The following is a 21,324-nucleotide window of genomic DNA, read 5'->3' as shown; positions in this document are numbered from 1 at the left end:
TAAAATACTTTAATATCCTAATACTTAATTAATGCATTATTCAATCATCAATGCTTTCTTCTCTGATTCTTACCATGATTCTTTCTATAATAAAACATTTTATATTCATCCTCTTTGACTATGATCCTTCTTTATGTTTCCTCTTATTGCATTAGTACATTATTTAACTGCCTGTATTAAGGCGAATAATATAATTATTATATGGCTAGACATTTCAAGATATTTCTGTTCAAGTGATCAAATACTTTCCTATCATATTATTACTGATTATTAGTTAATATTAAGTGATATCTGTATAATAATTAGTATGACGTAAAATGTATAGTGCTTTCAGAAATAAGTATTTGCAAAAATAAAAAATTTAATACCTAGAAATATGAGACCTGAAAATACTTATACACTGATCATTGTTGAATTGTTATAGTATGATATTTTAGTAAACCTATCTATATGTTAAAAGTATATAGATGGTTATATTTTATTGACAGGTATCTTTTATGAGGCTTATTCCGTTAAGCAATACTAAAGAAGTTGGCTTATGGTCTGCTCGTCATATTATAGACCGTATAAATACTTTTCAGCCAACTAAAGAACGTCCATTTTTGCTCGGTTTGCCCACTGGGGGCACGCCATTGCAGACCTACAAGTATTTAATTAGGTTATATCGAAAAGGTGAGATTAGCTTTAAACATGTTGTTGTTTTTAATATGGATGAGTACATAGGATTTTCGGAAGAAGATCCAGAAAGCTATAATAGTTTTATATACAATAATTTCTTAAATTACGTAGATATTCAGCCTATAAATATTCACTTGCTAAATGGTAAGGCTCCTCATCTAGAGTTTGAATGTCAAGGTTATGAAGAAAAAATTAAAAATTACGGTAGAATTAACTTGTTTATGGGTGGCGTAGGCAACGATGGTCATATTGCATTCAACGAACCAGGATCCTCTCTGGCTTCTCGCACAAGGATCAAAAGTCTTACAGAAGAAACTCGTATTTCTAATTCTCGTTTTTTTTATGGTGATAAAAATAAAGTGCCAAAATACGCATTAACTGTTGGTTTGGGAACGCTACTTGATGCTGAAGAAGTTATGATTTTAGTTACAGGTTATGATAAGTCTTTATCATTACAAGCTGCTGTTGAAGGAAATATTAATCACATGTGGCCTATCAGTGCTCTGCAGCTACATCGGAAAGCTATCATTGTTTGTGATGAAGAATCTACAATGAACCTTAAAGTTAAAACAGTTAAGTATTTCCGCGAATTAGAAGCAGATAACGCTTTTAACATAGAAAGATCATAAAATATTCATAAAAGCCTAGTCCACTCTATTTTCGCTATTGATATATCTAGTAATATGTAGTTGTGTATTATTCTTATAATTATTTAGAAACAGGATTACTGACTCTGCTCCATTCTTTTTACCAGCAAAACAATATAATGTTAAAGTCTTGGTTAACTACTACCAAGATAAAGACTTTATGATCGCACTTTGTGTTTTTTATAGCTTTTTTGTTTCTTAACAACTCTGCTATGGATCTTCACATACTAAGATAAGCAGAAAATCATGATTCTATGTTTTGTCAAAAATATTTCTGCATCTATTCACTAATTTACTAGATTATACTACATGCTTTCTATAACTTAGGTGAGCACGGTGCATTATTCTATTGATCTGTAAAAAGAGGAGAGAAGTAATATTTTGGATATATTATTTTTCCTGATATTACATATGACTTTAGTTTTTTGTTAAGTATTATTTACCATATATTTAAGCAACGTATAGTTTATTTATTTATATAGTTTTAATAAGAATAAAATCTTGTCATTTGCATATTTATGTATTCAATCTAGTTTACTAGATTATTTTTGGCTTAATAAGAATATGTTAAAAACATAATATAATGTATACGATCTTCATTGTTGTAATGTAATAATTCTTATTCCTTTCCAATTTCTTAATAAGAATAAATTTCATAATAATATCATAATGATCTTTTATACACATAAAGTCATCTTCAATAATTATAAATCTGAATATAATAATCGAAATATATCACTAATGATAAGAATACTGTAAGGGGTTAGAGAGTTAAATAAACTCGATATTTATGAGTATCGAAAAGCAATATCCTGTTAGGATGTTGCTGTAAAAAATATGATATACCTATCATGATAGCTTAAAAAATATTTTTTCTTATATTATTCAATATCATTTTTAACAGATAAAAATATGTTCTAGTTAAAGACAAAATATTCTTTAAATAAAAATTTAACTTTTCTACTTAATGTTACAACAAAAGCTAAATGATAGATATATATTATCATACGAGTTATGATTGGAGCTAAAATCCTTTAGTATTTTAAGGATTCAATATAGTTATTAGGTGATAACTCTATAATATGCATCAATATCATTGATATGATAAAAATAATAAATAGATTTTTTCTTTTCCTTTAATACTTTTACAGATAACATGCCACATTCATATCATGAAATTGCTGGACTATTATGCTAAATGGGCTCACAGAACTGGACTTGATAACTAGTTTAATGTTAATATTTGCGCTGATTTTTGTTCTGTTTTATGAAGCTATAAATGGTTTTCATGATACAGCAAATGCAGTTGCGATAGTTATCTATACTCGCGCAATGCGACTGCAGGTTGCAATTTTTTTATCTGGTTTTTTTAACTTCTTAGGAGTGATATTAGGAGGCCTAAGTGTTGCATATACGATTGTGCACTTATTGCCAACAGATTTATTGCTAAACATAAGCACCCATCATGGGTTGGCAATGATGTTTTCTATGCTTTTAGCAGCGATCATATGGAATCTTGGCACTTGGTATTTTAGTTTGCCAGCCTCTAGCTCTCATACAATAATTGGCGCTATCATAGGTGTTGTAATTACTCATGCGCTGATAACTGGTACTTCTGCTGTAGATGAGCTAAACATCCAGAAGATTATAGAAATATTCATGTCATTAGTGCTATCACCACTTATCGGTTTAGCATTATCTGGTATCATTGTATTTTTGCTACGACACTATTGGAGCAAAACTAAAAAACGCCGTCGTATTCACATGACTCCTATTGAGCGTGAAAAAATTGATGGCAAACGTAAACCACCGTTTTGGACACGTATTGGTTTGGGTATATCGGCTATTGGTGTAAGCTTCTCTCATGGTGCTAATGATGGCCAGAAAGGAATTGGTCTTTTGATGTTGGTATTAATTGGCATAGCTCCAGCTGGATTTGTGGTAAATATGGATGCAACCGGATATGAGATAGTCCGCACCTACGATGCAATAGCACATTTAGAACAGTATTACAAAAATCATCAGAAAACTTTGTTGAAGATTATTCGTATGGATCGACATCAATCAGGCAGTTCAAGAATTAACAGTAATGATTTTCATTGCGATGTATCCGATAGACTTCTCGTTGTACAGCATAGCAAAAATATTTTAAAAAACTTACAATGTTATAATGCACTAAATATAAATCAGCGTACTGAAATGCGTCGCTCATTAATGTGCATTGCAGAAAACGTTGGTAAGGTTGCTGAGATGCATGAAACTGATGATCAGGATAAGATTTTTCTACATAATTTACGCAAAGATATACTCAAGACTGTAGAGTATGCACCTATTGCTGTTATATTTGCTATTGCGATAGCACTTTCCTTAGGTACTATGGTAGGGTGGCGTCGTGTAGCAACTACTGTAGGAGAGAAGATTGGCAAAAAAGATATGACTTATGCACAAGGCATTTCAGCACAGATGACTACTGCAATATCAATTGGAGTAGCGAGTTATACTGGAATGCCGGTTTCTACCACTCTAGTGCTATCTTCTGCAATTGCTGGAAGTATGATTATAGATGGTGGAGGAGTACGGGGCAAAACTATTAAAAACATTTTTTTAGTTTGGATGATCACTCTTCCAGTAGCAATGATGCTTTCTGGTGCTATATACTGGATCACTATAAGTTTAGTAGTAAAATAATTTTTTTATAATAGAAAATAATATTTTTATATTTATCCATCCTAATGATAGATAACTATTTTTAATCCAAGAAATTAGTATACATGTTAGCTATTTGTTTAAGAAAGTCTTAAAATCCTCTCTTTATTTTTGATAAATGCAGTTAAATCATAAAATGATCACTACTTATAATACAAGTTTATAAGATTCTCATAAATGAATTTTAAAGTTCATATAATAATTAGCATGCTTATTATGCCTGTAATATTCAGTTTAGCAAATATGGGAATTGCAGTATGTGCATTATGTTGCTAGCATTATAATATTACTTAAGAGAATATATTTATAAAATATGGATATATTATGAAATTTATTTGTATTTTATTTAATTATAATGAACAATATAGACATCAAGCAGAGAAAATTAAAGATTTTGTAATTTTTATTATTTTATCTTGTTGCTTATTTTGTTCATATGGTCTAATTCATCATCCATCGGATAGTAGCTACCTCACATAATTCATTATTTAAAGAGATGTATATGTTAGAACAAATTTCTCTACTAGCACGAGCAGCTGGATTGGCAATAATAGATATTTATCAAAACAATCAACCATTTTATGTTAAACACAAAGATCATGATTTATCACCAGTAACAACAGCTGATCTTCAAGCCCATAAAATCATTAGAGATGGTTTGTTAAAAATAACACCTGAGATTCCAATCCTATCTGAAGAAGACCCTCCAGATTGGGAAATGCGCCGGCATTGGTATCGTTATTGGCTAGTTGATCCCTTAGATGGAACCAAAGAATTTCTGAGCAGAAATGGTGAATTCACTGTTAATATCGCTCTAATTGAAGATGGTATTCCTATAATGGGAGTGGTTTATGCTCCTTCGAGTGACGTATTATATTATGCAGAGCGCAATATAGCATGGAAAAAAAATAACGGATCAATAGAAAAGATACACGTTAGAGATGCTAGACCACCGTTAGTAGTTGTTAGCCGATCTCATCTCGATGATGAATTAAGGGATTATTTATCTCAACTTGGGGATCACCAGACGGTTGCCGTTGGTTCGTCTTTGAAATTTTGTTTAGTTGCTGAAGGGATGGCTCAGCTGTATCCCCGCTTTGGTCAAACGAATATTTGGGATACTGCTGCAGGGCATGCCATTGCTTGTGCTGCTGGAGCTAAAGTCCACGATTGGCAGGGAAAATCTCTAGATTACACTCCGGCGCAATTCTTTCTAAACCCGGGATTTCGTGTTTCTATATTTTAATTAAGGTTTATCTTTTAGATTAAAATTAGCATCATAATTCTTGTATAATCTTTTCCATAATTTACTATTCTCTTTATTCTCATAGCAATTTATGAGTAATATAAAATCACGTTATTATAGTATCCAGTCGTAAGTGTTGAGACATTTTGAATGGTTTATTCAAAACTGCAATATTATTTTTCTATGCGTAAAAGCATGCATTATCTTACTGTATGATTCATATGTCTTTTTCTTTATCTACAAAATATAAATTTACTGCCTAGTTCATCTATTCTCATACAAGAACTCATTTAATGTTATATGCTCTATTTATTTTGCAGGTGTATTTTATATCTTCTTTCACCCTAATTGATATTTAAGGATCTTATTAAGATAATCCGATTAATTTTGTTTTATAGCTAATGTTTTGTATACCCCCTTTCTTAAGATTGTTGTTAGGAAGAATATTTTAGAATATATTTCTTCTTTTATATATCTTGAATTTATAATTAGCATATTCTTTCTATAAATCATAAAATATTTTACGGAATTACCGATTTGTTTTTTATTTTTATTTTCTATAAGAAAAATCGATCATTAAAGCGATGGTATAATGATGTTTATATTCTCAGTCTGGATCATTTCTTATAGTGCGATTCTTATTGTTGAAGAATTATTTTAATTAAAACTCTAATTTATCAATTAAAGTGCATATGTTAATATTTTTAGTATGCTTATTTTATTTAAAAAAAATGTCATTAAGTATTCCTAATATTAGTGTAATGATAGCTAGTAGTAGTCAAGATTGTGATTATTTTAAATAATTATTATAATTGATATATCTAGTTTTTGCGAATTTTGTTGTTATTATGGTAATAAGTATCGCGCTATTCTGCGCGAATTATTTTGCAGATAATGCTTTAATATTATTTATTTTTTGATATTACAAAGATATAGATGCCTAAAATAGTATAATAAAAATATTTGATATCTACTAACCTTTTAAGATTATATTTTCTGCAATCTTTATGTTATCCCGATAGGATGATTATTCCGAGTCTTTATGAGGAAAGCTTTTATATGAATAATTTGTTTAAGAAGCGGATGACTTCAAAGATACGCTTATAAAATTTATAGTCTTAGAAAGACATGGCGTAAAGATGATCATTATCTCTGCTTGACCTATTAATTAATTTAATCTAATCTAGAAAATATATTAATAGATATTTATAATCAATGTATAGCATCTATTTCGTATGAGTAAGATCTCGATATACCATCTAAATCAATACAACTATGCAGAGTATTAGTATCTTTTTATAAATAATCTTATGCAGAAAATACGCGTAAAATTACCAGTTATACCTGTTAATTTTGACACAAATACTATCATGATCTATAAAATATTTTTATAAATTATATAAATATTTAAAAATTCTGTATATAATTTTAATGGAATTACTTAAAGACCTAGATAATCTGATCATAATTCATTTATCTTAAAGATTAGATTAATAAAACAGCATTAACCTTATTTATTTTATATATATTTATGCATATAAATTGTATTTTTTATTAAAAGTATTTAGTTGGCTTATGCTATTATATACGACATGTTCCTTATGATCATTAACATTTATAAGGCAAAATTTGCATAAAGTTCTCCTTATAAATTTTAATGATCAGTAACATAAGAGGTATCGGAAGGATGGCTGAGCGGTTTAAGGCAGCGGTCTTGAAAACCGTCGAGTGTAACAGCTCCTAGAGTTCGAATCTCTATCCTTCCGCCAAATTTTTTGATTGATTGAATCAAAATAGCAACAGCAAGCTCAAGAGCGAGAAGACGTTAATTCTAATCAAGCAGCCAACTCTTCAAGCAGAGGAAACTATTAACTCAGTAATGAATAAAAATAATAATTGTATTGCTTTACATGCTAGTTACTAAAATTTAAGACCTGACAAGAGCCAGATAAGTATAATAGCATAAGGAATAGATGATGAACCAGCTCTCAGGTGTAATCCTCTTAATGGTACAGCAAATCTAACCATAAAAACCTAGATAAAATCTATTAAAATATTTTTATTAATAAGGGTGTTCTTTTACCTTTCTGACATATAAAAAGTACGTTGTTCGGTAAAGTATTTTGCTATAATCATCTTTTAATCACCAGAAAAAGATTATTTTTTATGAACTTAGATCATGAGCAAAAGATCTCTAATAAATAATAATCCTCGCTATCTCATCAATAGTATAAACATATATGATATCTCTGAAGCATTAATTATTTATAATATTTCTGTTTGTAGTAATAGGGACACATTAAAATTTTAGTATATTCATTTAGTCTTTTATATCTCTTTCTTAGTCAATTCTATAACCTTGAGTTTTGCAATTGCTCTGGACAAGTCTATCGATGATTTCATATAGTCGACATCACTTTGTGAGCTATTTATGTCTTTCTCCGCTTGCAACTTAGATTCCATGACTTGCTTTTCATTGAGATCCTGTCCACGAATAGCGGTGTCAGCTAATATAGTTACTGATCTAGGTTGTACCTCAAGGATACCACCAGATAGGTATATACACTCTACCTTGCCGTCTTCCTTAAGGATCTGCACCCATCCAGTCTTGATAGTAGTCAGCAATGGTGCATGACCAGGTAAAATCCCTAATTCTCCTTCACTGCCTGTAATTTGGATTTTTCTTGCTAGCCCAGAAAAAAATTGTTCTTCTGCGCTGATAACGTTGAGTGTATAAGCAAGAATCATACTGGTCTTCCCCTTAGGTAGCTATATTCTATTGGCTTTTTTTATTGCCTCTTCAATTGTCCCTACCATGTAGAATGCCTGTTCTGGTAGGTGATCATACGTACCGTTGATGATGCCCTTGAATCCTTGGATGGTCTCTTTAATAGATACAAACTTACCAGGTTGGCCGGTAAATACTTCAGCTACAAAGAATGGCTGTGATAGAAACCGTTGAATCTTACGGGCACGAGAAACGATTAATTTATCGTTTTCAGAAAGTTCATCCATACCTAAAATAGCTATGATATCTTTTAGTTCCTGATAACGTTGTAAAATAGACTGCACACCACACGTTACGTCGTAGTGTTCCTGACCGACAATTAATGGATCCAGCTGACGGCTGGTTGAATCTAGTGGATCAATAGCTGGGTATATACCCAGAGAAGCAATATGACGGCTCAATACGACTGTTGAATCCAAGTGAGCAAAGGTAGTTGCTGGTGATGGGTCTGTTAAGTCATCAGCAGGTACGTATACTGCTTGCACGGAAGTTATTGAACCTGTTTTGGTGGAAGTAATGCGTTCTTGTAGAATACCCATCTCTTCAGCAAGTGTTGGTTGATAACCTACTGCAGAAGGCATGCGACCTAGTAGTGCTGATACCTCGGTACCGGCTAGAGTATAACGGTATATGTTATCTATAAAGAGAAGCACATCACGTCCTTCTTCACGGAATTTTTCGGCTATTGTGAGGCCGGTTAAAGCAACACGTAGACGGTTTCCAGCTGGTTCATTCATTTGTCCATATACAAGTGATACTTTATCTAATACTTTAGATTCGGTCATTTCATTGTAGAAATCGTTTCCTTCACGAGTACGTTCACCTACACCGGCAAATACAGAGTAACCTGAATGCTCTATTGCTATATTGCGAATTAGTTCCATCATGTTAACTGTTTTGCCAACACCTGCGCCACCGAAAAGGCCAACTTTTCCACCTTTTGCTAAAGGACATATTAGGTCCATAACTTTAATGCCAGTTTCAAGTAGTTCTTGTGAATCAGATAATTCCGAGTATACTGGAGCCGAGCGGTGAATAGCCCAGCGTTCTTCTTCGCCAATCTTACCTTTCATATCAATTGGCTCACCAAGTACGTTCATCATGCGCCCTAAAGTTGCCCTGCCTACTGGTACTTCAATCGGGTGTTCTAGGTCTACTACTTCAAGGCCGCGATGTAGACCTTCAGAAGTACCCATGGCAATACAACGCACAAAACCTCCAAGGAGCTGCTGAACTTCTAGTACCAGCCTCGTAGTGTTTTTTACTTGAAGTGCATTGTATACTTTAGGCATGGCATCCTGTGGGAACTCTACGTCCACAACAGAGCCAATAACCTGAATAATGTTTCCAGTCGCCATATTGCATCCTATAAGTAATTCATCAAATTTCTTTTTAAACCGCGGAAGCACCACCTACTATTTCGGTAAGCTCTCGTGTAATTCCGGCCTGACGAGCCTTATTATACACTAACTGCAGCTCCTCTATCAAAGCACCACCATTTTCTGTTGCAGCTTTCATTGCAACCATTCTAGCAGCCTGCTCACTGGCTAGATTCTCAACTGCTACCTGATAAACTTGGGACTCTACATAACGACGGATCAAGAGATCTAGGAGCTCCTTAGGTTCTGGTTCGTAAAGGTAATCCCATGTTTTTTTCTTTAAATCACAATCATTCGACGGTATTAAAGGCAATAATTGAAGGATGATCGGTTTATAAGACATAGTATTAATAAAATGATTTCCTACTAGGAATAGTTTATCTAACTGCCTGTTATCATAATCTTTTAGCATAAATTCTACGGGTTCAACTAACGCAGATAGTGAAGGGTTATCTCCAATACCCGTCACTTCGGAAACTATATTCATATCCATTGAGGAAAAGAATGATATCGCTTTAGAGCCAATCAGAGAAAGATCGCACTCAACATTTTTTTTTCTCCAAGCATTGATCTCTCTTAGCAATTTTTTAAACAGGTTAATATTCAAACCGCCACAAAGACCACGGTCTGTAGAAATGACTAGATATCCGATGCGTTTTACTGCATGTTCTTCTAAATAGTAGTTTTTATAGTATACACAAGCATGCGCAAGGTTACTGATCACTTTGCGCATGCTTGCTGCATAAGGCCGACTAGCTGCCATGCGATCTTGCGTTTTGCGCATTTTAGATGCGGCTACCATTTCCATGGCTTGAGTGATCTTTTGAGTATTCTGGATGCTCTTGATCTTACTGCGTATCTCTTTTGCACCGGACATCTATGATTTTCCTTAGGACGGCAAGGTTTAATAAACCTTGCCATTATCTGTAATAGATATTACCAAGATTGGATTGCTTTAAAGGTATTTAAGATATTCTTGAATTGATCTTCTGTGTGAGAATTGTAAGAACCAACTTTATTAATCTGCTGTATCAGATTAATGTGCTCTCTTTTAAAATAATCCATTAAAGCTGCCTCAAAAATATTAATCTTATCTATCTCAATTTCTTCTAGGTAGCCAAATTCAGCTGCAAATAGCATTAGAGACTGTTCAGCAATCGACATAGGATTATACTGTTTTTGCTTTAATAACTCTGTTATTTTTTCCCCGTAGTTTAGTTGTTTACGGGTTGCAGCATCAAGATCAGAAGCAAACTGAGAAAAAGCAGCTAGTTCTCGATATTGCGCTAAAGCAGTACGAATACCACCGGATAATTTTTTCATGATATTAGTATGTGCAGCACTACCAACTCTAGAGACAGAGATTCCTGGATTTACCGCGGGACGAATACCTGCATTAAATAGATTGGATTCCAAGAAAATCTGACCATCAGTAATTGAGATGACGTTTGTTGGAACAAACGCAGAAACGTCACCGGCCTGCGTTTCAATAATCGGTATAGCTGTTAATGAACCGGTCATGCCTTTTACTCTTCCATGTGTAAAAGTTTCTACGTATTTTGTGTTAACTCGTGCTGCACGCTCGAGTAGACGGGAATGGAGGTAAAAAATATCGCCAGGAAATGCCTCACGTCCTGGCGGACGACGGAGCAGAAGAGAGATCTGGCGGTAAGCAACTGCTTGTTTGGATAGATCGTCATAAACTATTAGCGCGTCTTCACCACGATCACGGAAGTATTCGCCCATTGCGCAGCCAGAATATGGTGCCAGATATTGTAGTACTGCAGAATCAGAGGCCGATGCAATAACAATAATTGTATTCTCCAGTGCGCTGTGTTCTTCAAGAGTACGTACTACTTTTGCGGTAGTAGATGCTTTCTGACCTATGGCAACATAAATACATTTAATACCGGAATCACGTTGGTTAATAATAGTGTCAACAGCTAGCGCAGTTTTTCCCGTTTGGCGATCACCTATTATTAATTCACGCTGACCACGACCTATTGGAATCATAGCATCTATAGACTTATAACCAGTTTGCAAGGGTTGATCAACTGATTTACGTTCAATCACAGTAGGTGCCAGAGATTCAACTGCAGAGAAACCGTCATTTTCTATAGAACCTTTACCATCTATAGGTTCACCCATTGTGTTAACTACGCGGCTTAATAGACCAGGACCAACTGGTACTTCTAGGATACGGCCGGTACATTTGACTTTTATGCCTTCTGTTAAATCAGTATAAGGACCCATTACTACTGCACCTACGGAGTCGCGTTCTAGGTTTAGTGCAATAGCATAGCGGTTATTTGGTAGCGCGATCATCTCCCCTTGCATAACATCCGCTAGACCATAAATACGAATAATACCATCACTCACAGATACAATAGTACCTTCATTGTGAGCTTCGCTAACAACATTAAAGTGAGCTATACGTTCTTTAATAAGTGCGCTTATCTCATTAGCATTCAGTTGCATGACCAGACCTCCTTTTAATACTGCAAATAGTCTGCTAAGAGCTGCAGACGATTGCGAATACTGCCATCGATCACTAAATCTCCAATGCGAATAATCACGCCGGCTATAATTGATTCATCAATTTTGCAATTTATTTTCACTCGAGATGATAACCTTCTCTCCATGGCTTCCTTGATTTTACTTATCTGTTTTGCACTCAAGGTTGATACTGAAATCACTTCTATTTTAATAGTATCTTCAAAAACATCCCGCAGAATATTAAACTGCCGAAACACTTCAGGAAGAAGCATTAATCGTCTTTGCTCAGACATTATTTTAATAAAATTATGGCCAAATTTATCTAGCTGATCCCCACATAATTTTATAAAGAAATCTGATAATTTTCCTGTTGTTAAAGTTCTAGCAAGAATGTGAGCCACATTTTTTTCGCGGGTGACTTCAGAGCAAAAGAATAGCATTTGCTGCCAACTATTTAAATTCTGATGTTCAACGGCAAAGTTAAAAGCTGCTCTGGCGTAGGGGCGCGCCACTGTTATCAAAGCAGACATCAGTTCCTCCTATCCTAAAGCTTAGCAATTAGTTTATCAAAAATATCACTGTCACCAGCTTTATGCACGGAACGTTCAATAATTTTCTCAGCACCCGCAATAGCCAATAGAGCTATTTCCTTTCGCAGTTCTTCACGAGTGCGTTTATTTTCAGCACAGATTTTAGCCTGAGCTTGAGTGATTATTTTATTAAATTCTATCCGACCTTCTGCTTTAGCTTCATCGATGATTTGAGCCTTGCGTTTGTTTGCTTGTTCAATGATCAAACGAGCATTTGTTTTGGCTTTCCTGAGCTGTTTATTCGCGTCAATTTGTGCTAATTCTAAATCTTTCTGTATATGTTCTGCTTTTGAAATGCTCTCATGAATTTCTTTTTGACGTTTCTTAATAGCCTCCATAATTGGGGGCCATACATAATTCATGCAGAACCATACAAATAAAATAAACGCGGCTGCTTGCCCGAGGATTGTTGCGTTAAGATTCAAAGCACATACCCTCTTAATAATTGATTAGTATGCGGTACTAAGGTTAAAAGATAATAGATGATATGCTATGAGATGGCAAACATAAGGTACATACCCATACCAACAGCGATCATAGGTATAGCATCCACCAGACCCATAACGATAAAGAACTGTGTACGTAGCAAAGGAATGAGTTCAGGCTGGCGCGCAGCTCCTTCTAGGAATTTACCACCTAAAATACCAATACCAATCGCAGCACCTATTGCCGCTAAACCCATCATTATTGCTGCAGCTACGTATAGTAGATCCATACTCAGGTTTTCCATGAGATTCTCCATTTTTATTATAAATGTATTTGTTATTTAAAGTTAGTGTTCTTCAGATGCCATAGATAGATAGATAATTGTTAGAACCATGAAGATAAAGGCTTGTAACGTAATAATAAGGATGTGGAAAATAGCCCATGGAACATTGAGAACCCACTGTAACCACCACGGTAATAGACCAGCAATAAGGGTAAAAATTAGCTCTCCGGCATACATATTACCGAATAGTCTTAAACCTAATGAAAGTGGTTTAGAGCATAGACTAACTCCCTCTAGAATGAAATTTATTGGGATCAATGACGGATGATTAAAGGGCTCTCTAGTTAAAGACTTCAAAAAACCAAATAAACCTTTAACTTTAATGCTGTAGAACACTATCAATATAAATATGCCTAGGGCCATAGACAATGTTATATTTAAATCAGCTGTCGGAACTACACGCAGTGCTTTTAATCTAAAAATATGCTGACCTATATAAGGCAAAAAATCTATCGGGAGCAGGTCCATGAAATTCATTAGAAAAACCCAGATAAATACAGTTAAAGCTAGAGGGGCTATAACTTTGCTTTCACGATGATACATGTCTCGTACGCTGCTATCGACAAAGTCGATAACAAGTTCCACTGCACATTGTAATTTACCTGGAACTCCTTTGGTTACATTTTTAGCTACTTTACGGAAGAGTACCAGGAAGATTACGCCAAGCATAACTGAGAAAAAAATTGAGTCAATATTTATTGACCAGAATCCTGTTCCTATCCGGAGCTGTGTGAGATGATGACTAATATACTCTTGTGTCGTGGATATTTCCTCTCCAGACATGTATTCCTCTCTTAGCTATTTTGGGTCTTTACATGGATAAATGCGTTATTCAGATCTTTTATGAGAATCTCTACGATAGATGTTCTGTAATAAAATTGCTATAATTAGAAAAACTAGTTCCTTAGTATTAATCATTTTAAGGTAAATGAGATTAGCGCAAATCTCATAATGACAAAATAATTAAATAAAATTGCTTTAATATTTTCATTTTTTACTCATTACAGGTAAGCTACTATTTCTGCTTAATAAATTGTTAATTTATTAGTTGTAGTAAATAGCATAGAAATAACTTTAGTCAATTAATCTTATAGACTTTCAAGAATAAATAAATATTAAATTACAGTTTTATATTAAAAGTTGATGTAGGATGGCATTAGTGATTGTATCAAGCAGTAATTTGCAGTTTATAATCAACTGCAAGTATTTACAATTACGTTATCATCTCTAATGCTCCCTCGTAATCTATGATTATTGAGATTACTTTATTATACTCTCGTGAGGCATGATTAATCTGGAAAATATACAGATTATACGGCTCACAACAGCTAATTCAAGATAAGTATTAATAAATTAAGTAATAAATTAAGTTTTGATATATAATATGATGATTTAGATCTTCCTCTGTTTATTTTTCTTCTCTATTAATCTGCACAATTGTATTCGATCAATATAATATAATAATATTATCATCGAAACTATTCGTGCTTCTTAATATTTTATTTCCTAACAGTCATCTGGTCTTTAGATGATAGTTCGCTATTGAGGAATAGTTAAAAGATATAACCTTAATCTTTCTTAAGTAATTCAGAGAACCAATTAATAAATCCGCAGCACCACATCTCAATACCTTCTAATGATAATGCTAATTTGTTTGCCATTTACCTTTCTCTAGACATTTATATATCGTTATTCTTGGATGACCTGATTTTGTATTAATCCCAATGATTTTAATTTAACTAGACCGAATATTTAAACTTTATTATTATTCATTATCGAATGAACGCTTGCCCTTTTTAAATTAATTTATCTATTGATTATTTTATGCCTAAATCCCGATGTTATCGGATAACGACGATCTTTACTAAAGCTACGAGCCGTAATTCTTGGTCCAATAGGAGCTTGACGGCGTTTATATTCATTCATATCGACTAATCGAATGATTTTATGTACAACTGTTTCCTCAAAACCATCGGCTACTAAATTAGCCAGTGACTTGTCCTGTTCAACATAACCTTCTAAAATTGCATCTAGAATATCGTACGGAGGTAAGCTATCCTGATCTAACTGATTGCAGGATAGTTCTGCTGATGGAGGACGCTCAAGCACACGCTTTGGAATCACATGAGATAATGTATTGCGATACTCGCAGAGCTTGAATACCATAGTTTTAGTTACATCTTTCAACACATCAAAACCACCTACCATATCTCCATAGAGAGTAGAATAGCCCACGGCTATTTCACTTTTATTACTCGTATTAAGCACGATACGGCCACCTTGGTTAGATAATGCCATTAGTACTACTCCGCGGCATCTCGCCTGTAGATTCTCTTCCATACTGTTGCATTCAGTGCTACCGAGATGCAGAGGACTTATTTGCTTTATAAAGGCATCAAATATCGGATGTATAGGGACTATATTAAACTCAACTCCAAGAATTTGTGCTTCTTCTGTAGCATCGGCGATACTAATATCTGCAGTATAGTGGAATGGCATCATTATTGCTTCTACTTTATCTTTGCCCAATGCATCCACAGCAATAGCTAGAGTTAATGCAGAATCAATTCCTCCAGATAGTCCTATAAGTGCGCCCTGGAAACCATTTTTAATGACGTAGTCATGTACTGCCAATACCAGGGCGTTATAAACCTGTCCTACTTCAGACTGGGGGGTAGTTAAATTAATCATTGGTTCAACCCGCATATTATGCATTTTAAAGAGGGTCGTCTGTTCAGCAAAACTTAATAAACTGTGAGTGATATTACCTAATGCATCTAACACTTTAGAGCTACCATCAAAAATAAGCTCGTCCTGACCACCAATCTGATTCAAATAGACTAACGGTAATCCGGTATATTTACAGTGTCTGATTAATAAGGCATCGCGGATTTTAGATTTTTCTTGATTATACGGAGAAGCATTTATCGATAAAATAATTTCAGCCCCTGCTATAACGGCATCATTAACTGGTCCATGAAACCATAGATCTTCGCAAATCAGTAGACCTAGATTATAGCCTCTAAGTTTTACTACACAAGTATCATGACCAGGAGAAAAATATCGTTTCTCATCAAAAACCCCATAGTTTGGGATGTGCTGTTTGAAGTAGCGAGCAATTAATTGACCTTCAGAAAATACAGAAAGCGCATTATATAAATTTTCTCCTTCGCGCCAGGGATGACCGACTAGAACTGCTATACCTATCGATGCCTCTTTTAGACAATCTAGCTGTTTTTTACAAAGCATATAAAAATCATCACGATAGATTAAATCTTCAGGTGGGTATCCCGAGAGCGCTAGTTCAGAAAACATTACTAAATCTGCTCCGGCTTTTCGCTGCTCTTCGAGAGTATAAAGCATTCGCTCAGCATTTCCTGTAATATCACCTACTAGCCAATTGAGCTGCGCTAGTGCAATAGAGATAGATCTACTCATTAATGATTTTCCCCCTAAGTTGAAGAAATAGCTTAGGTAAATGTCTTTTAGATATTTTACCTAAAGATTTTTGAGATATTAAAATAATGGGTTATTTGTAGCCAAGTATCACCATTCTTAATGATTTAGCATATTAAACGATAAATTAAAAATTATTCCTATTGCAGCACTCTAATGTATAAAATAACCTAGGATTCTTTGGAATCCAGTGTATTTATAAAGATCTTTTATTCATATTGATACTTCTCTTTATAATTTTTATCCATATGGTAGAATATAATATAAAATTAAAACCAGTATTTCCGCGATAAGATGTTGAATATAAAAAGTGATTTTTTAATTAGCTTACGAGTAAGTTCATGTATTATTTAGGCTGAGAAGATGTTATATAAATATAGTTGTCTAGTGTGATTATATAGAAGTATGATTATTATATGAGTAAGTTGAACTGATTATTGATCGTGTACGAGTAGGTATCTGGAACTATTATGATCTTGATAATCATGGGAGTACAATTCTTTTAATCTAGGACACTTATCATATTATATTAATATATAATGTTAAATTATTATTTTGATTCCTCAGAAGGATATTAATATATATCAGTAGAGTTATATGTTTGATATTCATATATTTTAGGGTTTGATAGTATTATTACCATGATATTTGTTTCTATTTTTAATAGCTACAGTTATAGTATACAGCATTGATTGTCTGCGAATACTTTGTTATTTCTTTGGACACTAGAAATACTAGTATGCAACTTATAAATTATATTATATAAGAATCATTATTGTGAACCATTAAGGTGTCATAGAAACTTGTACATTGTTTAATGTTATTTATTAACTAACGATATCTTATTTTCTAACTAATATCTATGTGCTTGCTTGATAATATCTTTTATTAAATATGTAGTTAAAGTATAATGCTATTTAAAATATGTATAAGAGATGTCATATTATCAGATAATTTTTTAAGATATTATACTATGCTTATCTTTTTAGGCTGACTAAATTCATTATGTATAATCTCTCTCCAGAGAATTTAAATTTCGTGATATGATTAGTAAGTAGCTCGTTTATATAGGATGATTATATCATTAAATAAAATTAATATATTACTCAATAATACAGAACAAGTTATATCTGCAGTATTTTTAATAATCATAGCTAAAGACTTAATAATTTTTAACCAAAAAGAGCTGCTCTCTAATCTTTTAAATTGCTAATGATACCTTCTGATCTCACGTTAAAATAAGATCTCGTACGTCTTAAAATGTATATTTCTATCAGTTTATATACCTGAGTATTAATAGATTTTTTATATTATTGACTCAGAGGTTTATTTGTAACTAGAGCCATGAGTTCATGAATGTCTATTCTAATCTAGAACTTGATAATGCATTATGACTTTCAACTGCTTGACAATATATTATGTGTGATAGGTATTATTGATTATGTACAGAAATGCATGACTTGTTTTCTGTACAACATGTTGCTTTATTAATTAAAGTGTGATTAGATTTTAACCAAAATTATGAAAAGAATTAAAGTGGATGATAAAAAAATCATTTAGTATTGTATGAGCAGATCATTCTCTTTTTAATTGGAAAAAGTATTATTCTTGAATAGAGCAAGTAGCAACCTCTGATGGTTCTTCTGCACAAATATTTAAAATACTTCTATCGAAATGATATTGAATCTAAATATGTTTATAAAGAATTATTTTATAGTTAAATAAAATTATTAGAGTATATGTTTTACAGGGAATAAATCAGCCGATATATCAATTAATATTTATTTTCTTAGCATAATGTAATAGGTAAAAAGAATTGTCTGCTTAGACAGCTATGTCTACTACCATAAAATTTTTTGAGTATTCATACGTAAGCAGATATGATACTTATTTTCATATTTAAATATGTTTAAATATACTCTGTTCTTTAAAAAGTAGCTTATATGAAGCTGCAAGACCTTAATATAAAAATATTTATGTATTTAACATGCTTGCATTTATAGATACCAAATCTTAATTTAAAAAATAATATTTTTAAATATTATCAAACATAATATTTTTCTTTTTCGATATAATTGCTTATCATAAGCTCATTTTTTCCTTCATTTTAGCGGATACTAAAGATCTATTTTCTAAATAATATTCCAAGCCACGCGAACGTAAATTACAAGCTGCGCATTGACCGCAACCGTCACCCTGAATACCATTATAACAAGTAAGCGTTTCTTCTCTTATTATATTGAGTTTCTCATAATGGTCTGATAAAGCCCACGTTTCAGCTTTATTGAGCCACATTAGAGGAGTTTTAAAGCTTATTTCGCGTGCCATACCTATTGTGATCGCTTTATTTAATGACTTTATAAACTTATCTCGGCAATCTGGATAACCAGAGAAATCGGTTTCGCATACTCCCGTGATGACAGCATCGGCCTGTACCTGATAAGCGTAAATTGAGGCTAAAGTTAGGAATAAAATGTTTCTACCCGGTACAAAAGTATTAGGAATACCATCTTCTTGTGAACTTGGTAGAGGAATGTTTGTACGAGTAAGGCTACTGATGCTTAGCTGATTGAGTAAATGAAGGTCTAGCACTTTATGCACAGAAGATCCTAGCTTTACTGCAAGCTTGCGCGCAACCTCTATTTCTGCATGATGGCGTTGGTTATAATCAAAAGTAATACAATGCACTTTATTATATTCTTCTATTGCGTGTACTAGACAAGTGCCGGAATCCTGTCCTCCACTAAATACTACAACTGCCAGGCTCATGATATTACCTCAGGATAATATAAGTAATAAAGGAAGATAACATATTTTTCTTATTATCAAATTTATTGATCTTGAATATCATAATTATACTAACACGCTAATAATATCACGATCAATTTATTCATATTATTTAGGAGTCATTATCTCTAGTAGGAATCAAATGAAGAAGCATGAATATCATATTTATGATCTTATTTGACTCATGATTTTCTATAAATTTGTATCTGAGTAACCGCACTATGCTTCTTTATGACATGGGAAAAACATTAAGATATTTAAGGGAATACGGTTTTTATATAATATGTGGAGTTATGTGAGGCAATTATAGATAAGATTATATTTTGTGCATTTAGTCCATAAATATCGGAAATATAGTAGTTAATTTACCTTTTTTATGTCTTTTTATTATGTGTGGTATAGATATTGTGCAGTATTATTCGCAATTATTTAGCGCGGAATACTTTACTGATATCTTAAAACTGCATGAATCTTGTTTTTAACGCTCTCTTATGTTATTCTCAGAGAGATAAAAGAGTATTATGATTTAATACAAAATTCCTAATATCTTTTATAATAGTAGATAGATAAAATATAGATTATTCTGTAGATATTATATCATTTATTCTGCTAAATTGTTTTTCTATAAGGATGTTGTTATAAATTCTAATTTACAGGCATCATTGCAAGCAACTACTGTTTATGTGATTCTGAATTGTATTGAGAATGAAATTATAAGAGATCTATTAATTACAGCATATACTCAGTAAGAAGTCAGCTTTTGCTCACAACATTCTGAGATCTGTTTGACCTTATAACTATTGACACGCAATAGATATTGTATATATCTGATCTTATGATGCTAATGCTATCGTTGTAGCTGCCTTAGAGAGTAGTTATTGGCATAGCTCCGCATATATTTCATTTCTTTATAACAAATTTGGCAAAATAGATTGACTTTGATCAAATGTATTACTTTTACATAAAATATGTCTTACTTCTTGACGCACTAATCTCATTTTCTATAGTAATTCTTTTTGCAGGAGAGCTCTTAAAATAGATTGTTTTATTTCTCTATATTACTGAAGGATAGGGGAATTTTTTATCACAAAGTTACGTCTATCAAATAACATTCAAAGTGTTATACTTAGGACCGTACCTATATAAATTCATTTTTTACCCTGCCTTTTGTGGATATTTACAACTCTTGACTAGATAACTCTGTAAAGTACTGTTAAAAAACAAGTTTATTTATTTTATCAATACTTTAGAATAATTACGGAACTATGCAAAGCCTTATTGTTTACTTGAATTGTTGTTTTTATAGTATCCCCTCACGGCTAAATTATTACAATTTGCTCTATTATTAGCGAGGATAATTATGTATAATTCCTTCAAATACAATCTCAAATGCTGATTAGCTACTAAATATTAGCTAATGAACAGACATATTAATTATTTTAGTATATATCTTCTTGTTAAGCTATAAGCTATACATGTAGTATTTTCTGTTCTGTTATTCTTATAAGATTATCTACCCTGAAAGTATTCTCTCCAGAGCAGTGCTGTGTTGATTCTGTAATAATTCCAGTATATTATTAATAATATGTGATTAAGAAGATATGCTTTTGTATCTATGCGGCACACAGCTCATCCTAATTATACATATCGAAAACGCATGAGTATAGCTGCAATTTTAAGGTATTCAAGAAAAGTTAATTCCTGGCTATAACAAGATAAAGCCCTCTATGTTTTATCAATGATCTGTACTTTATGTTTCATGTATCTTAAAATATTATTAGC

General features: G+C 32.8%; 13 protein-coding genes and 1 tRNA gene. 4 read left to right on the top strand and 10 right to left on the bottom strand.

Annotated features, from left to right (window positions below; all coding sequences use genetic code 11):
- Positions 1 to 497 precede the first annotated feature (497 nt).
- The 4 genes from nagB to KTT71_RS03235 all read left to right on the top strand — a co-directional run bounded on the left by nagB (position 498) and on the right by KTT71_RS03235 (position 7,046).
- On the top strand, positions 498 to 1,307 hold the full coding sequence (nagB, locus tag KTT71_RS03250; RefSeq protein ID WP_216782413.1) for a glucosamine-6-phosphate deaminase: 810 nt from the start codon (positions 498 to 500) through the stop codon (positions 1,305 to 1,307).
- Positions 1,308 to 2,516: 1,209 nt separating this feature from the next.
- Positions 2,517 to 4,013, top strand: a complete 1,497-nt coding sequence (pitA, locus tag KTT71_RS03245; protein ID WP_216782412.1) for an inorganic phosphate transporter PitA — start codon at positions 2,517 to 2,519, stop codon at positions 4,011 to 4,013.
- Positions 4,014 to 4,533: 520 nt separating this feature from the next.
- Positions 4,534 to 5,277, top strand: coding sequence for a 3'(2'),5'-bisphosphate nucleotidase CysQ (gene cysQ, locus KTT71_RS03240; RefSeq protein WP_216782411.1), 744 nt, complete (start codon positions 4,534 to 4,536; stop codon positions 5,275 to 5,277).
- A 1,681-nt stretch (positions 5,278 to 6,958) separates the two neighbouring features.
- A tRNA-Ser gene (locus KTT71_RS03235) sits at positions 6,959 to 7,046 on the top strand.
- A gap of 559 nt (positions 7,047 to 7,605) precedes the next feature.
- Here the strand turns inward: KTT71_RS03235 and KTT71_RS03230 are convergent.
- The 10 genes from KTT71_RS03230 to queC all read right to left on the bottom strand — a co-directional run bounded on the left by KTT71_RS03230 (position 7,606) and on the right by queC (position 19,524).
- Positions 7,606 to 8,025 carry a F0F1 ATP synthase subunit epsilon gene (locus KTT71_RS03230; protein WP_216782410.1) on the bottom strand — a complete coding sequence of 140 codons (420 nt, stop codon included), beginning with the start codon at positions 8,023 to 8,025 and terminating at the stop codon, positions 7,606 to 7,608.
- Between the two features lie 21 nt (positions 8,026 to 8,046).
- The gene (atpD, locus tag KTT71_RS03225; RefSeq protein ID WP_216782409.1) at positions 8,047 to 9,423 is read right to left on the bottom strand and encodes a F0F1 ATP synthase subunit beta; all 1,377 of its coding nucleotides are present in this window, start codon (positions 9,421 to 9,423) and stop codon (positions 8,047 to 8,049) included.
- Between the two features lie 34 nt (positions 9,424 to 9,457).
- Positions 9,458 to 10,321, bottom strand: coding sequence for a F0F1 ATP synthase subunit gamma (gene atpG / locus KTT71_RS03220; protein ID WP_216782408.1), 864 nt, complete (start codon positions 10,319 to 10,321; stop codon positions 9,458 to 9,460).
- Positions 10,322 to 10,380: 59 nt separating this feature from the next.
- The gene (gene atpA / locus KTT71_RS03215; RefSeq protein ID WP_216782407.1) at positions 10,381 to 11,922 is read right to left on the bottom strand and encodes a F0F1 ATP synthase subunit alpha; all 1,542 of its coding nucleotides are present in this window, start codon (positions 11,920 to 11,922) and stop codon (positions 10,381 to 10,383) included.
- Between the two features lie 14 nt (positions 11,923 to 11,936).
- On the bottom strand, positions 11,937 to 12,470 hold the full coding sequence (atpH, locus tag KTT71_RS03210) for a F0F1 ATP synthase subunit delta (RefSeq protein ID WP_216782406.1): 534 nt from the start codon (positions 12,468 to 12,470) through the stop codon (positions 11,937 to 11,939).
- Positions 12,471 to 12,484: 14 nt separating this feature from the next.
- On the bottom strand, positions 12,485 to 12,955 hold the full coding sequence (gene atpF / locus KTT71_RS03205) for a F0F1 ATP synthase subunit B (protein WP_216782405.1): 471 nt from the start codon (positions 12,953 to 12,955) through the stop codon (positions 12,485 to 12,487).
- Positions 12,956 to 13,020: 65 nt separating this feature from the next.
- Positions 13,021 to 13,260 carry a F0F1 ATP synthase subunit C gene (gene atpE / locus KTT71_RS03200; RefSeq protein ID WP_216782404.1) on the bottom strand — a complete coding sequence of 80 codons (240 nt, stop codon included), beginning with the start codon at positions 13,258 to 13,260 and terminating at the stop codon, positions 13,021 to 13,023.
- Positions 13,261 to 13,302: 42 nt separating this feature from the next.
- Positions 13,303 to 14,082, bottom strand: coding sequence for a F0F1 ATP synthase subunit A (gene atpB / locus KTT71_RS03195; RefSeq protein WP_216782403.1), 780 nt, complete (start codon positions 14,080 to 14,082; stop codon positions 13,303 to 13,305).
- A gap of 1,023 nt (positions 14,083 to 15,105) precedes the next feature.
- The gene (locus KTT71_RS03190) at positions 15,106 to 16,737 is read right to left on the bottom strand and encodes an NAD+ synthase (RefSeq protein WP_216782402.1); all 1,632 of its coding nucleotides are present in this window, start codon (positions 16,735 to 16,737) and stop codon (positions 15,106 to 15,108) included.
- A gap of 2,100 nt (positions 16,738 to 18,837) precedes the next feature.
- A complete protein-coding gene (queC, locus tag KTT71_RS03185) occupies positions 18,838 to 19,524 on the bottom strand; it encodes a 7-cyano-7-deazaguanine synthase QueC (RefSeq protein ID WP_216782401.1) in 687 nt (228 codons plus the stop codon).
- Between the last annotated feature and the right edge of the window lie 1,800 nt (positions 19,525 to 21,324).

This window comes from Candidatus Profftia tarda (genome assembly GCF_904848675.1).
Classification (GTDB): Bacteria; Pseudomonadota; Gammaproteobacteria; order Enterobacterales; family Enterobacteriaceae; genus Profftia; species Profftia tarda.
This window is presented reverse-complemented; position numbering and strand designations above follow the sequence as displayed.

Excerpts from the sequence above, each read along its gene's own strand:
- nagB (WP_216782413.1), top strand. The coding sequence starts at position 498 with ATGAGGCTTATTCCGTTAAGCAATACTAAAGAAGTTGGCTTATGGTCT.
- pitA (WP_216782412.1), top strand. The coding sequence starts at position 2,517 with ATGCTAAATGGGCTCACAGAACTGGACTTGATAACTAGTTTAATGTTA.
- cysQ (WP_216782411.1), top strand. The coding sequence starts at position 4,534 with ATGTTAGAACAAATTTCTCTACTAGCACGAGCAGCTGGATTGGCAATA.
- KTT71_RS03230 (WP_216782410.1), bottom strand. The coding sequence starts at position 8,025 with ATGATTCTTGCTTATACACTCAACGTTATCAGCGCAGAAGAACAATTT.
- atpD (WP_216782409.1), bottom strand. The coding sequence starts at position 9,423 with ATGGCGACTGGAAACATTATTCAGGTTATTGGCTCTGTTGTGGACGTA.
- atpG (WP_216782408.1), bottom strand. The coding sequence starts at position 10,321 with ATGTCCGGTGCAAAAGAGATACGCAGTAAGATCAAGAGCATCCAGAAT.
- atpA (WP_216782407.1), bottom strand. The coding sequence starts at position 11,922 with ATGCAACTGAATGCTAATGAGATAAGCGCACTTATTAAAGAACGTATA.
- atpH (WP_216782406.1), bottom strand. The coding sequence starts at position 12,470 with ATGTCTGCTTTGATAACAGTGGCGCGCCCCTACGCCAGAGCAGCTTTT.
- atpE (WP_216782404.1), bottom strand. The coding sequence starts at position 13,260 with ATGGAAAACCTGAGTATGGATCTACTATACGTAGCTGCAGCAATAATG.
- atpB (WP_216782403.1), bottom strand. The coding sequence starts at position 14,082 with ATGTCTGGAGAGGAAATATCCACGACACAAGAGTATATTAGTCATCAT.
- KTT71_RS03190 (WP_216782402.1), bottom strand. The coding sequence starts at position 16,737 with ATGAGTAGATCTATCTCTATTGCACTAGCGCAGCTCAATTGGCTAGTA.
- queC (WP_216782401.1), bottom strand. The coding sequence starts at position 19,524 with ATGAGCCTGGCAGTTGTAGTATTTAGTGGAGGACAGGATTCCGGCACT.